The following is a 14090-nucleotide window of genomic DNA, read 5'->3' on the forward strand; positions in this document are numbered from 1 at the left end:
CGGTTCCCCCTGTGGCTGCGGCGGGCACTGTAACCGGGGTCAGCCGTAAAAGAGACGGATAACACACAAGGGGGGCCGGCGGCCCAGGCTTGAGAGGCCGGTGACGGAGCAGCACAAACCGGTTTGCGCATGGATAAGCCCTGAATGACCCTGTCCGGGACAGCAGGGGCGCCAAGGAGGCATACTATGCAATCCATTGCTCGACAAATTGAGCAATTGCCATACCCGCTGGACAAAATTTTACTGGTCGCCCAGGACCTGCTCAGTGCCGGGGTCACGGGTCCGCTCACCAAGGAGCAGGTAGCCGCTGCGTTTGTGTTGGCGCGTGTGGAGTTTCTGCCCCAGGGGTGCGATGTGGTTGAGGCGTGGGAGCACCTGGATATTGAGTGGCGGCTTTATGTCCGCCATCTGCGGCAGGACTACCGGCACCTGATCGAGGCACTGGAAATGGGCGCAGTACACCAGAAGGATTAAAGGCCCTCTGCGATAGCCTTCCAAAAAATACAGTTTTACTTGCACGGTGTGCGGCTTTCCCTGTCCGCCACAGGCCCCTCATTGCCCGATCACTGTACGGCCGAATTTTGTCGAATTGAATCTGTCGCAAAATGGATGGCCCAATAATATGGATCAGGCCTGTTAGAGCGCCTGCCGATTGATATGTCCATTCATGTGGATAGCAAAACTGCCTCGACGGTATATCACGTCGATAAACTCCCCTCAATTGTGTTGGCCCCGGTCTCTCCCTGGAGCAGGATACTCATGGATGCAATCCACCCGGTACAGATCGGACAGTTTGAACAGTAGGGAACAGGGTACCTATTCAGAAAAGCCGCACCTTCCCTGTGGCTGGTATTTTGGATTTGTGGCGCGCTGCAGCCCGAAACCGGTCTGTGCGCATCCTGGGGTGGTGCTCGGGTTTTGAAACCTCACTTTGGCATAGCTATTTCCCCATCCCCGCCTACCGGCTGATGCATAAGGGTGGAAACGGGCTTTTTTGCGTAGCCTGTGTAGGCACTTTCGACAGAGGTGTATTGCGCCCGACCAATCAATATATGATAATGATTATCATTAATCTTTAAGCCGGTTGCCCGGTGCTCTATTAACAGGACGGCAAAGGAGGCAGCGTCAATGGAGGTAACGGGTTCGGCAAAATCGGGACAAATCCGCGCGCTTTACCGGGAGCACCGGCGCTGGTTAACACTGTTTGTCCAGCGACGCCTGGGCTGTCCCCATAGCACCGCTGACCTGGTACACGACACCTATCTTCGGATTCTTGCCAGTGGCGTACTGCCCGATAGTGGCGACTCGCGCAGGTACCTGGCGCACATCGCCAAGGGGCTGGTTGTCGACCGATATCGCAGACACCGTATAGAAAGCACTTATCTGGAGTATCTCCGACAACAGCCGGAGGAGCTGTTTCCCTCACCTGAAAACCAGGTACAGACGATAGAAGCCCTGGTGGAGGTGAGTTTATTGCTGCAAAGGCTGCCGGAAAAAGTCCGTCTGGCGCTGCTCTTGCGTCAGCTGGAGGGGCTGAGCTATCGCGATATTGCCGGGCGCCTGCAGGTTTCCGTATCCTCGGTTGAAAAATATGTTGCGCGGGCGCTGCAGGGTTGCATGCTGGCGGCCTTGGGAGAGCGGCATTGAAATCGAAAGGGCTCTCTACCGAGACCATTCGCCAGGCATCCGACTGGATGGCACGACTGTGGGCCGATGAAGTAGCAGAAAGCGAGCGCAGGGCTTTTCAGCACTGGCTGGAGCAACACCAGGACAATAAAAAGGCCTGGCTGCAGTTGCAGCAATTGCAGGAGAAATTCAAGCAATTGCCCGACCCGGAGGCCGGGCGGGCGGTCCTGATGCCCACCGCGCAGCGCAATCGCCGGCTGCTGCTATGGGCCGGGCTTTCCCTGGGTGTCACCACCTTATTTGGTAGCAGAAATGCCACTCAACACCCCAGTGTCACGCAAACGTACTTTACTGAAACCGGCCAGATCAAACCGGTTATCCTGTCCGATGGCACCGAACTCATCCTCAATACCAATACCCGGGTATACGCCCGTATCGATTACCATCGGCGGCAGCTGTACCTCGGCAAGGGGGAGGTGATGATCACTACCGCTACGGGTTCCCGCCCCTTTTTGGTGGCTAGCCATGAGGGCCATATCAGTCCGCTGGGCACGCGGTTTTCGGTGCGTCAGTTGAACAAACAGACACAGGTGCGCGTCTACAAGGGGCGTGTGGCACTGCGCCTCGCACAAGCGGCCGGTGTGCGGGAGATCGACGCCGGTCACAGCGCTGTTTTTTCCGCGAATGCGGTATTTTCAGTGCCATCGCAAAACGGCGATCACGCCTGGACCCACCGGCGACTGGTTGCCACGCGAATGCCATTGCCCCAGTTTGCCCGCGAGCTGTCAAGGTATCGCAACGGTATCATGAGAGTTCACCCGCAGTTACAGGGCCTTGTGGTCACGGGCGTTTTTTCTTTGGAGAATACTGACCAGGCATTACACAATCTCAGCCAGGTGCTGCCGCTTAAAGTGCGCTATCTGACCCCTTATTGGGTGTCGTTAACCCCATCCTGATTCACCACAATTCAATACCAAAAAGTTTCCCTTATTTACAGGGTCGACTGCCCGGCTCCCGCGCTGGTTGCTGAAATCTATAAAAAAAATAAAAATAATTATTATTTTTATTGAGGTTTTTGAGTGTTGGTTCGGTATACCCACCGACACCATCAGAAACAGAAGGGGGATAGGGTGGTTTTTCCTTTGCGATCCAAAATCAGGCCGCTGGTTGCAGTCTGCCTGACAGGGCTGATCCTGCTGATGGCGACGGCAACGCCGCAGTCCCGAGCCAATACAGCCCGTGCCCAACAATTTGATATTCCGGCTGGTGGGCTGGATCAGGTGCTTAATCGGTTTGCCCTGGCCGCCGGGGTTCGCCTGCACCTCAATGCGGCACTTTCCCGGGATATGCGCAGCCAGGGCCTGGAGGGCCACTACACGGTGGAGCAGGGCTTTTCCCGCTTGTTGGCAAATACCGGTCTTCGCGCTGAACGGCAGTCCGATGGCGCCTACCGCTTGGCTGTGGCGGCAGGGCAAGGGGTGATGCAGATCCCTGTGATTGAAGTGGCCGGCAGTGGCGAACGGGGTAGCGATGGGGATCGGGCCGGCTATGACGCCGTATACGATGATGATCTGTCCACTGCCTTCAACGGTCGCGAGGAAATCGAGCGCTACAAGGGCAAGGATTCGGCGGATATTTTCAAAGGCATGCTCAATATCTACAGCGGTGACGCGCGCAATGGTGGTGGTTTGGACCCCAGCATTCGCGGTATCCAGGGGCCGGGCCGGGTGCCGCTTTCCATCGACGGCACCGAACAGGCACTGACCGTCTGGCGGGGCTACCGGGGTATTTCCAACCGCAACTATATCGATCCCAACCTGATTGCCAGCGTGCAGGTTATCAAGGGCCCCGCCATCAGGGCCGATGTGCACACATCGGTCGGGGGAGGTATTGCCGTCAATACACTTTCCGCCAGCGACGTGCTCGAGTCCGGCGACACCTTCGGGGGCACATTCAAAGTGGAAGCCAGTGATAATGCCGTTGCCCCCCGAACACCCACCCTGCTTACCGGTCAGGACTACCGGGATGTTGGTGGTTTTCCCCAGGATACCCCGAACTTTCCCTACGGCGATCCCTCTCTCTGGAAAAAGATGGATGACAGTAAAAATGAGAACCTCTTTTCCGGAGAGGACTATGCCTACCGCCTGGCGCTGGCAACCCGCGGGGCGGGCTATGAATTGCTCGGTGCCTATGCCTATCGCAACAAAGGCAACTACTACTCTGGCAGCCGCCGCGCAGATTTTTATTCCGAGCCCGATGGGCCGGAGTTTTCCGAAACGCGCATCAATCCCCGCACACTGGCACACCGGCAGCGCCCCGGTCACGAAGTGCCCAACACTTCCAGCGAGATGGCGTCGGTACTGCTCAAGGGCAAAGCCCAATTTACCGGGGGGCAGAGCCTGGAGCTGGGTATTCGCCATACGGATGCCCGGTATGGGGAGATCATGTCCAGCCGTGCCGGCAGCCTGGTTGACAATACCATGGCGCAATGGCCCCTCAGCCAGGTGGATGCACGGGCCTATCACCTGAACTACCAGTGGCAACCAGGCAGCAAGTGGATCAATGTGCAGTCCCGCCTGTGGGCCACCGATACGGTCAGCGACACCAATAGCGCCGGCGGATTCCCCAATTTTGCCAATCCGGTGGAGTCACCGCTGCCGGACGCCAGCCCGATTCTGCGCAATACGGCAGCCTCAAATGCCGCAGAGCACCGCGTAGGGGTTGATATCAATAATGCGATGACACTTACCGATTCCCTGGCCTTTAATTTGTCAGGTACCTATCAGTACCAAAAGTTGCGCTCCGATGACCAGTACAATGGCATTGTGGATGGCTGGCGACAGTGGCCACGGGCCGGGCGACGGGAGGAGATCAATTTCAGTCTAAAACTGGATTGGCTGGCAACGGAGTATCTGCGCTTAAACGCCGCTATGCGCTACGTGAACTACTGGGCCTTCGACGATTTCCTCGACAGCCGTATCAAGGCGGGTGATGAGCGCATTTCCACCATGTCTAGAGCCAATAAGGGCAAGTACCTCAACTACGATACGCTGGAGCAATACACCGAGGAAGAGATTCAGGAAAACATTGCGATTGTTGAAGAACGGATAGCAAATGATCCACTCTGGGTAATTATATTCCCCGACCTCAAACCGCTTACTGAAGAACAGAAAAAGGCCATGCGCGAACAGGCCAGGGAGACAACCTATGCTGAGAAAAGACGGACAATATGGCTGCACGACGGCCAGGGAAAATACAGCCGGGCGGGAAATCCCTGTACCAATGGTCAACTAGCAGCAACTCTGATCGCCGGCACCTGCCGTATCGGCAACCAGTTCGAAAGTTATGACGTGCCCATTGTGGCGGAAAAACACCGTGGTCGCGGCTGGGTGCCCGCGCTCGTCGCCACGGTGTTTATCTCCGACAACAGCCGTGTCTATGTGCGTTATACAGAGGCGCTGCGCTACCCGAGCCTGTTTGAAAGCACATTGGGGTTTTCAAGCACGTTCAACCCCTACACTGATTTAAAGCCGGAGCACGCCTACAATTACGAATTGGCCTATATACACAATTTCGAAAATTCTGACTTAAAACTCAGCTATTACCATCACCGCACCGAAGACATTATCGAGCGGGCCGGGATCTCGGCCCTGCAGTTTTACAATATTGAGCAACAGACCCTGCGGGGGCTGGAATTCAGTGGGCGCTATGACGGCGGGCGCTTCTTTACCGATCTCAGTCTGGCCTACAACCTGGAAAATACCGTTTGCGATGAGAGTCTGGCCATACAACAGGACCCAAACGGCGCTCTGGAGGATTGCCAGTACGGCGGCTTCTCCGGCGGATACCTGGTAGATCAGGTTGTGCCCAAGTTGTCCGCCAACTGGAATCTGGGCGGGCGCTTTTTCAACAACCGCCTGGAAACGGGTGTCCGTATGGTGTATCTGTCGGGCAGCGAGCGCGAAGAAACACTGGAGCGCGCCTCGGCAACCACCTTCGACGCCTATCTAAGCTACCGCGCAAAGGGCAATCTGAACTTTGAACTGGTGGGCACCAATCTGACAGATATCTACTACACCGATCCTCTGGTGCGCTCAAGCGTGCCCGCTCCGGGACGGATCCTGAAGCTGGTAATGGGCGTAAATTTTTAATTCTGGCGAACAATAAGGAGGCAGCAACCGGGCCCAACATTCCCGGGCCCGAATCAAAATGGCTTGGCTGAACGGGCGGCTCAGGGACAGGCCGCAACTGGCCAAGCGCCGGTGCAACCCCGCGCGATTGTGCTGGCAATTTAAGGAGCGCAAACCCGCCGGTCAGAAATGATCGGTTCAATGGTGAAACCCAAACGCAACAGCCGAAGGGCTTGTCGAGTCAATGCGGTACAGGAAAGTGTAGCAGCCGGCTACAGGTCGGCCAATGTCTCGAAATACTGGCGACTTCGCACAGCTGTCGCGGTATTTCCGGGCGGCGATCAAAGCGGTCAGGGAAGACCCGTTTGATGACTGGCATCAATGCAAGCCTTTCGGCAACCAACAACGTGTTATTTTAATGAGGAGATTCACAATGAAAAAGTTCACCCTGGCGGCATGCACTGCCGGTACCCTATTGCTCAGTAGTGTCGGCCACGCCGGCTTTGATGGAACGCAAAGTTACAATGTGGATATCGAAGTGGGCGAGTCCGTGATTAACGGCGGTCCCCATACAGCCGGCAAGGCGGGTATCGGCGCTGCGGCTTTCGGCTCCACGCAGTCCAAAGTGGATTTTCAGGGGCTCGCTCTCTCCAGTAGCCAGAGCAACGGCATATATACCCTGGCCTCCGGCCATGGCGGCCTGGGCGCTTTCAATTTTGCCCAAGTGGGTGCTGGAGATGTCTGGTTTGGGGAATGGGCCGAGGATATCACCGGTGGCGGCACCAATGATGGTAAGCGCGCAGTTTATTACATTGGCGATGATCAGGGGGCTACGGTACCCACCAGTGGCACTGCGACCTATTCCGTTAAAGGGATCAACCACTACAGTAGCACCCAAAATAACCAGCTCAGCGGCACTTTCACTGCCGATTTTGGCGCCCAGACGCTGAACGGCGCACTGTCAAACGGCACCTTGGTAATTGGTATCGATACCAATATCGACCTCGCCACGGCCGAGTTTAGCGGTACAGCAACCTCTCCGCTTGTCAACGGCACGGCCACAGGCCATTTTTTTGGTGCTGATGCCGCAGTCCTGGCCGGGATTGCCCAGTTCCCCGGTGTCGCCCGTGGACTGGACACCGCCTTCGGTGGCACCAAAGACTAGGCGAAATACGGCTGCGGAAAGATCCCGGTTTATTTTTCCCATAGACAAATAAAAATGTACGACTTTTGGCGGTGGCTTACCCGGTGAGCCCCGCCTTTGTGTTATCGGAATAAGTTAGTTATGGCGCTTTTGGGACAGGTAGCGGGTTTTTATCAAGGATATCGCCCGCAGTGGGCAGTCACACTTTTATGGCTTTTTTTGGGTTTGCCACCTGCCAATGCCGATGAAGATACTGAATTAAGGCTGCGGGAAAGAAATGCACTCACCGAGCAGAGGCGGGAAGCCTCCCTGCTGGAGATGCCTGGGGAAGAGAAAGAGTTCCAGGCGCGAGAGGGTGTTGAGGGAGGGATTGAACCGGTGGGGAATACGGTGCAGGAACTCAGTTATGCCTTGTACCGGTCGCTGCAACACCAGCAGTGGGATGCTGTCGATCACTTACTGCAGCGCTATCTTGCGCTGCCCGATCACGACCGGATGCTGGTGTATTATGCCCGTGGCGCTCTGGCCCGCAGACAAGGGGACTTCACCCAGGCGGAGAGCGAATATCGCGCATTGCTGTCATTGCAGCCTGAATTTCTGCCGGGCCAACTGGAGTTGGCCCGGGTTTTGTTTGAGAACCATAAGAATGGCGATGCCATTCGCCTGTTTCGCAGGATAGAAAAAACCATCCCAGAGGCTGAGGCGATGGCACAAGGGGTGCGCAACAAGGTTGCTCTTTTTATCCGGGGGCTCGAAGACCGGGATTCCTGGCGGGGATCAATGGCGATTGGCCCAAGCTATGTCGATAATCTGAATCAGTCCTCAAAAAGCTCTCGTTGTTTTCTGCGCGCACCCGATAACCGCTGCCTGATCGAGCGTCGGGCACCTGAGGCGATTTCTACCAAGGGCTTGAATTATGATGCTGCATTCGATAGGCACCTTTCTTTCGACAGCCATCACGGCCTGCAGCTCAATACCCTGCTGTACGGGAAAAAGTATACTGGGCACCAGGCGTTCAATGAGAGTACCGTTGCGATAAAATCGGGCTACAGCTACCGCAGCGCAAGGAATCAGTACCTGGCGGCCCCCCTGTACGAGTATCGGACACTTGGCGACAATACCCTTTACTCCGCCTGGGGCGGCAACCTGCAATGGACGCACCACTTGTCCAGCAAGACCGCCTTGAAACTGGAGACATCTTTCAGGGAGGAGGAATACGAGAAAGACGTTTATGCTTTTGAGTCGGGCGGGCGCGCTTCCATCTATGCCACCGCCTGGCATCAGCCTTTTGACCGGTGGTTACTGTTTGCGGGACTCGATTACATCTCCAAACACACTGCCGAGCCGGTGAATGCCCATGTTTTCCGGGGCTTGCGCTTTGGTGCATCGCAAACACTGCAATGGGGAATTGAGTCAACACTGTTTTGCGCTTTTCGCGAGCGTAAATACGGTGCCTTCAGCGACTCCTTTGGTGCCAGGAGAATGGATCGGGAGCAAAATTACAACTTGTTGATCAGGGTGCCAGGAGTCCATTTTTACGGCCTGGCGCCCGGTATCAGCCTGCAATACAGTCGGGTTAAAAGCAATGTGGACTGGCTCTACAGCTATGAAAAGACTTCGGTCGATATAGTGTTGGAAAAGCGCTTTTAAAGCCCCGTTGGCCAGAGAATCGGGATTGTTCCGGTTGCTCAAAGTAGTAAGCTTGGCGCTATCTGGTGCCGGTTACAAGATCCTTTGGTTGGGATTGCATCGACAGCCTCGAAAGGGTATGACGATAGTACTTGCCATAAATCAGAGAGACAACAGAATCTCCATGCCCCAGTCTTGCTGTTCTAACAACTGCTTATCACATCCATAAGGGACAGTAAGAGAAACCGGGATTCCGTTTCTTTCAAACCATTCCCCCTCCATGGTTAAATAACGCTCATTGGAGACCCCGAATTTAATGCCACAAGGTAATTGTTTTTCAAGAATGTCGGATAATATGCCCTGGGAAGGTTCACCAATCAGTGTTGCCTGTGGCAATTGCCGCAACATCATTGCCAATAGCTCACCCGCACTTAAAGTGGATGCACTGGTTAATACGCTAATGCGTTCAGGTAGCAAGAGATTATTTTCAGCCGGTTTCAGCGAGTATATTTCAATCTCATTTCCTACCTGCTTTTTGTAAAGCGAGGCTTCAGATGCTATAAAATGTGTCATTAATAGCTGGCTAATCTGGTCAAACCCTCCAGTATTATGGCGAAGATCAATGGCAATATGGGAGCAGTCTGACAGGGCCTGATACACTTCTGGGAATACTTTGACTATCGCGTTCAAGTCAGCTGTTAGCTGGGTATCTTCATCAATAAAATCAGATTGAGTAAAATCTTCCATTTCATCAATAATCAATACGCCGATTTCTGGTGAGATTCTAAAGCAGTGAATCTTCCCATTTGCCAGTTGTAATAATGGGTAGTCGACATGAGCATACTGTTTTTTGATGGTAGTCAATCTGTCCACTTGATCAAATACAAAAGTCCACTGCTCATCTGCCTCTTGAATGCCCTGATCGATAGCCAAAATTCTATATCGATCCCAAATGGTTTCAGCATTTACATATTCAATATCTTCTTCCCCCTCCCACTCCAGTACTACATGAGCATCCTGTAAAGGAGCAATTCTTTGGGAGAGCACCTGAAAAAAATTCTGCTCGGATACGACTTTTGATAATTTTGGATATACAGTCTCGCAGACGCTTTTCCAGTCAATTTCACGCAGGGAAAAGGCGCAATAGTAATTGGTAAATGTCTCACGAAAAAAGTCGAATTCCAGGTTTGAATTAAAGATATACCCGATATCACCGCGTTTTAAAAGCCTCTTTCGGGTTTCGATAAATGTAGTGAAGCAACCTTTTTCGTACGGCTCATATCGATAATTAATACCGTGCTCAGAATTCACTCTTCTTAGATGTAAGCCGTCTACAGAAACTAACCACCCGTTTTTTAAAAAGGAGGTCAAAGAGAAAGACTGGCACTGGATGATCAGGTAATAATTTTCTGTGTAGTCAATATGCTGTACGGTATGATTTTCAATCAGCATGGCCTTTCCATAGTGGTGACTAAGCCAAAATCCATTCAACTTCATGTTTATACCTTTAAATGTTGGTGTTCCAAACGCTTGCCTGCGGAGTGCCCTGGGACGGAGGGATTCTTTTCAGATTGTTGGTTTCTATGATGTCATGCGGGTAAAGGAAGGCAACACGATTAAGCCGACTTGGTGGGCAGATGTGCTTGCAACAGCTGCAACATGCGCTCCGAGGGCAGGAACAGGCGGATACCGTCACAGTGCGCAAGCAGCTCCCTATAAAAGTAATCAAAGTGCGTACAGCCCAAGATCAGGATCTGTACACCGCTTTTTACCAGAGCTGCCACCAAGTCGTCGAGGGCGTGCTGTTTTATGATCACCTCCGGGGCGAGGTTGTCCTCGATATCCTCAACAATCTGCAGATTGCCGATGCCTATGACCTTGGCAGTTTTATTACGCTCGAGAATTTCCCTCTCGATATTGGCACAACTCTGGCAGTTGGCGGCCAGCAACCCGAAATTTCGGTAGCGCTCGGTCAGCTCTGTATACACCTCCAGGGGGGAGACTACTTCGATCGGGGCGGCAGCCTTTACCGCCGCCAGGTCCACGGCGCCAGAGAGGGAGTTGCAGTAGATCATAGCGGCCTGGGCCCCGGCCTGACACAGTTGCTCAATGGCGGCGATCAGCTGCTCGGTAAGGGTGTGGCGGTCGAGGGCCTGCAACTGGGTCTGTGCCTGCGGCGAGGATGATAGGGACAGGCCGATCCCGCGCAGCTGGCGTACTGTGAGGAAGTCCAACCCGAAGCGAGTGTCTGTGGGAGTCCCTGCGATCACACCAACCGTTGGCGAATTCTGTTCGATAGCGTTGTAGGTCAACACGGCAGTTTTCCTCTGTCAAAATATTGCGCGCGCGATGGGGTATTTGTTCAGGTGGCATACCCGGCCGGATAGATTCCCTAGGGGGTGCGGTGCCCGTAGTGGATGGCGTTGGTGCAGGGGCGGGCAGGCAGCTGAGAAGCGCGTAGATGCCGGGCCCGCAGGAGATTATATCTATTTTTCATATAAAATCCAGCTTACCCTATCGGGATGCTGGGCTTTTTAAGATATATGTCCTAAAAAGTTGTATTCCTTGATATAAAGGTTTAGCTTAGCCTTTTGGCAGCGTTTGGTCAGTGGGCTGCGGAGCTTCTATGATGCAGTGCTCTGCATAACAGAAATCGGGGTGCCTATGTCTCTGCGCTATGCCGTTCTCACGCTTTTGGACATTGAGCCCGGTAGTGGTTACGACCTGAAGTGCCGCTTCGAGCGCAGAGTGTCGCATTTCTGGAGTGCCAGTCACCAGCAGATGTACCGGGAGCTGCACAAGCTGCACCAGGAAGGCTTGCTGGACTGTGTGGAACAGCCTCAGGAGGGAAAGCCGGATAAAAAAGTCTACAGTCTTACCGGTAAGGGGCGCGCCGAGTTGCGTCATTGGGTCACTCAACCAACCGCACCGCAAAAAATTCGCGAACCTTTCTTGATGCGGATGTTTGCCGGCCACCACCTGGATCGCGACGATTTACACAGCGCGCTGGACGCCCAGCTGCAGCTGCACAGGGAGGTGCTGAAAAATTACCGGGAGCAAAATGAAAGGGTGCTAAACAGTGATACTGCCCTGCAAAAGCGCTACTGGCTCGCCCACAAGACCCTGCTGTTGGGGATTGAGGCAGAAAAGACCTGGATCACCTGGCTGGAAAACCTGCGTCAAGAAGCAGACACGAAATAATGTCAGCAGTTCTCTCATAGCAATTTAAATCCGGATTGTTTGTTATGCTCTGATGCTGGTTTGTCTGCCTAAAAGGTTCATCAGGTAATTGATGAAAAAGACCATGTTGATGTTGCAAAAGTGATTGGCAATGCAGTTTGATGTTTATTGGCATCCATGCCTCATACGAACCTGGCAGAGGCGTATTCTTCTCTCCTACCTTACTAGTTTGTCAAGACATTGGGCCAATCCCCTGTGCGTCCAGCCGGCCGGAAAGCATGGGGGCGATGCCGGCTTAGCCAGCAATTGACCCTGAAATACAATCGGCTGGTTTCGCCCCGATATACCGGAATACCCATTGGGTAGTCGGGGGTATTGCTGGATCAATATTAGGGTTATTTTGAGGGTATTGCCCCCCGATTGCCATCAACGGAGACCGGAATTGTGTAATGGGTATACGGCCGGCGTGGGTGCCCCGGCAGCTGTGGGTCATTTTAGGCTGGGCGGTTGCAGGTAGGTTTTACCCTTTACCTTACAAAACCTGCCGGCACAGTTCCAGCCAGCGCTCAATGCCTGCGCTGCGGTATTTCTGTCGGTGCAGGGCAAAATAGAACTCCCGTCCGAGGTCCCGCTGGGGCACGGGCAGTTCCACCAGGGAACCGCGCTTAAATGCATCCGTCAAAGAAACCCTGGACAGGCAGCTGATGCCGAGGCCAGTTTCCACAGCCCGCTTGATGGCTTCTGTGTGTTGCAACTCCAACAGAATATGAAGATTGGGAAGTAACCCCGCCATTGCCCGTTCAAAAGTCTGACGGGTGCCGGAGCCGGGTTCCCGGGTGATCCAGGTGGCTGTGAGTAGATCCTTGTCCGTTAGGTGTTTGCGCTTGGCCAGGGAGTGGGAAGGCGCACAAAACACGACCAGTTCGTCGCTGCGCCAGGGGATCATTTCCAGGTCCGGGTGGTTGAGTTCCCCCTCGATCAGTCCCAGGTCCAGGTCAAAGCCGAGCACCCGCTCGGCGATCACCGAGGTGTTGGCGACTTCCAGTTCCACCCGGGTGCCCGGCTGCTCTTCCATATAGCGTGCCATTACACTGGCGGCCAGGTAGTTGCCGATGGTGAGAGTGGCGCCTATTTTCAGGCGCCCCAGATCGCGATGGCTGGCGAGGGTCTGCTCCAGTTCCCGAGCCCGCTCCAGCAGCTGCTCGGCCCTGGGCCAGAGTTGGCGGCCCAACTCGTTGAGGCGCAGGCGCTTGCCCGTGCGCTCAAACAGGCGCAGGGCAAACTGTTGCTCGAAGTCCTTGAGAGCGGTGGAGGCGGCAGACTGCGACATACTCAGGCTCGCCGCTGCGCGACTCACATTCTCGTGGTGGGCGCAGGCGAGGAACACCTCCAGCTGGCGCAGCGTATAGCGCAAAGGGGCATCTCCGGTAAATCGCTAAATTAGATAAGGAATATCGAAATATCCCACTTTGCCAATAGATCTTCCAGGGCTAAAATTCAACTATCAAGATAATCGTGGAATAACTGGTTCTAAGTTTATGTCCAAATTGAATATAGAGAAGGTGTTGGATGTCCATCACTGGAACGACACACTGTTTAGCTTCAAGACCACCCGGGATTCGGGTTTTCGCTTTGAAAATGGACATTTCACGATGATCGGTTTGCAGAAGGACAATGGTCGCCCGCTGCTGCGCGCCTATTCTATTGCCAGTGCCAACTACGAAGATGAGCTGGAATTCTTCAGCATCAAGGTGCCGGATGGCCCCCTGACTTCCCGGTTGCAGAAGATTGAGCCGGGCGATGAGATCTATGTGAGCCAAAAGCCCACCGGTACCCTGGTGGCGGATCATCTGCTACCGGGCAAGCGCCTGTGGCTGCTGGCCACGGGCACCGGCCTGGCCCCTTTCCTCAGCATTATCAAAGACCCGTCCGTATATGAGCGTTTTGACCAGGTGATCCTCACACACGGCGTACGCTATGTTTCCGAACTGGCTTATCAGGAGCAGATCGAGAATGAGCTGCCAGAACACGAATACTTTGGTGAGATGGTGCGCGAGCAGCTGCTCTACTATCCGACGGTGACCCGCGAGCCCTACCGCAATAACGGCCGCCTGACCGATCTGATGCTGTCCGGCAAGTTGTTCTCCGATCTGAACGTACCCAAGCCCAAGGTCGAGGAAGACCGCTTTATGCTGTGCGGCAGTCCGGCAATGCTGAAAGATCTCAGCAAAATCCTCAATGACCGGGGATTCAAGGAAACCCGCGCGGGTGTGCCCCGCGAGTATGTAATCGAACGCGCTTTCGTGGAAAAATAAGTTGTGAACCCAACAATAGGAAAACCACCTTCAGAGTGGTGTTTATAGGTGAAATAGCCATTGTGG

General features: G+C 54.1%; 11 protein-coding genes. 8 read left to right on the forward strand and 3 right to left on the reverse strand.

Annotation, left to right across the window (positions count from 1 at the left end):
- Positions 1-186 precede the first annotated feature (186 nt).
- From Q1A48_RS03080 to Q1A48_RS03105, 6 genes are all read left to right on the forward strand, one after another.
- Positions 187-474 carry a hypothetical protein gene (locus Q1A48_RS03080; protein ID WP_299941048.1) on the forward strand — a complete coding sequence of 96 codons (288 nt, stop codon included), beginning with the start codon at positions 187-189 and terminating at the stop codon, positions 472-474.
- Between the two features lie 654 nt (positions 475-1128).
- Positions 1129-1647, forward strand: a complete 519-nt coding sequence (locus Q1A48_RS03085) for a sigma-70 family RNA polymerase sigma factor (RefSeq protein ID WP_299941050.1) — start codon at positions 1129-1131, stop codon at positions 1645-1647.
- Positions 1644-2582: a FecR domain-containing protein gene (locus Q1A48_RS03090; protein ID WP_299941052.1), complete on the forward strand. Its 939-nt coding sequence runs from the start codon at positions 1644-1646 to the stop codon at positions 2580-2582. Before Q1A48_RS03085 ends, Q1A48_RS03090 begins: the two co-directional genes overlap by 4 nt.
- A 186-nt stretch (positions 2583-2768) precedes the next feature.
- Positions 2769-5777: a TonB-dependent receptor gene (locus Q1A48_RS03095; RefSeq protein WP_299941054.1), complete on the forward strand. Its 3009-nt coding sequence runs from the start codon at positions 2769-2771 to the stop codon at positions 5775-5777.
- Positions 5778-6189: 412 nt separating this feature from the next.
- The gene (locus Q1A48_RS03100; protein WP_299941056.1) at positions 6190-6921 is read left to right on the forward strand and encodes a Slam-dependent surface lipoprotein; all 732 of its coding nucleotides are present in this window, start codon (positions 6190-6192) and stop codon (positions 6919-6921) included.
- Positions 6922-7041: 120 nt separating this feature from the next.
- Entirely contained in the window at positions 7042-8550 is a 1509-nt protein-coding gene (locus tag Q1A48_RS03105) for a surface lipoprotein assembly modifier (RefSeq protein ID WP_299941058.1), read from the forward strand.
- A 141-nt stretch (positions 8551-8691) separates the two neighbouring features.
- Here Q1A48_RS03105 and Q1A48_RS03110 read toward each other — a convergent pair whose 3' ends face one another.
- Both Q1A48_RS03110 and Q1A48_RS03115 read right to left on the reverse strand, forming a co-directional pair.
- The gene (locus Q1A48_RS03110; RefSeq protein WP_299941060.1) at positions 8692-9981 is read right to left on the reverse strand and encodes a S41 family peptidase; all 1290 of its coding nucleotides are present in this window, start codon (positions 9979-9981) and stop codon (positions 8692-8694) included.
- Positions 9982-10145: 164 nt separating this feature from the next.
- Positions 10146-10844 carry an aspartate/glutamate racemase family protein gene (locus Q1A48_RS03115; protein ID WP_299941062.1) on the reverse strand — a complete coding sequence of 233 codons (699 nt, stop codon included), beginning with the start codon at positions 10842-10844 and terminating at the stop codon, positions 10146-10148.
- 349 nt (positions 10845-11193) lie between these two features.
- On the opposite strand from Q1A48_RS03115, the gene Q1A48_RS03120 reads away from it, so the two are divergent.
- Positions 11194-11730, forward strand: a complete 537-nt coding sequence (locus Q1A48_RS03120) for a PadR family transcriptional regulator (RefSeq protein WP_299941065.1) — start codon at positions 11194-11196, stop codon at positions 11728-11730.
- Between the two features lie 511 nt (positions 11731-12241).
- On the opposite strand, the gene Q1A48_RS03125 is transcribed toward Q1A48_RS03120, so the two are convergent.
- Entirely contained in the window at positions 12242-13123 is an 882-nt protein-coding gene (locus tag Q1A48_RS03125; protein ID WP_299941068.1) for a LysR family transcriptional regulator, read from the reverse strand.
- A gap of 124 nt (positions 13124-13247) precedes the next feature.
- On the opposite strand from Q1A48_RS03125, the gene Q1A48_RS03130 reads away from it, so the two are divergent.
- Positions 13248-14024: a ferredoxin--NADP reductase gene (locus tag Q1A48_RS03130; protein WP_299941070.1), complete on the forward strand. Its 777-nt coding sequence runs from the start codon at positions 13248-13250 to the stop codon at positions 14022-14024.
- Positions 14025-14090 lie beyond the last annotated feature (66 nt).

The organism is uncultured Microbulbifer sp. (assembly GCF_947489355.1).
Taxonomy (GTDB): domain Bacteria; phylum Pseudomonadota; class Gammaproteobacteria; order Pseudomonadales; family Cellvibrionaceae; genus Microbulbifer.

Coding starts and splice junctions, on each gene's coding strand:
- Q1A48_RS03080 (WP_299941048.1), top strand. CDS start 187: ATGCAATCCATTGCTCGACAAATTGAGCAATTGCCATACCCGCTGGAC.
- Q1A48_RS03085 (WP_299941050.1), top strand. CDS start 1,129: ATGGAGGTAACGGGTTCGGCAAAATCGGGACAAATCCGCGCGCTTTAC.
- Q1A48_RS03100 (WP_299941056.1), top strand. CDS start 6,190: ATGAAAAAGTTCACCCTGGCGGCATGCACTGCCGGTACCCTATTGCTC.
- Q1A48_RS03105 (WP_299941058.1), top strand. CDS start 7,042: ATGGCGCTTTTGGGACAGGTAGCGGGTTTTTATCAAGGATATCGCCCG.
- Q1A48_RS03110 (WP_299941060.1), bottom strand. CDS start 9,981: ATGCTGATTGAAAATCATACCGTACAGCATATTGACTACACAGAAAAT.
- Q1A48_RS03120 (WP_299941065.1), top strand. CDS start 11,194: ATGTCTCTGCGCTATGCCGTTCTCACGCTTTTGGACATTGAGCCCGGT.
- Q1A48_RS03130 (WP_299941070.1), top strand. CDS start 13,248: ATGTCCAAATTGAATATAGAGAAGGTGTTGGATGTCCATCACTGGAAC.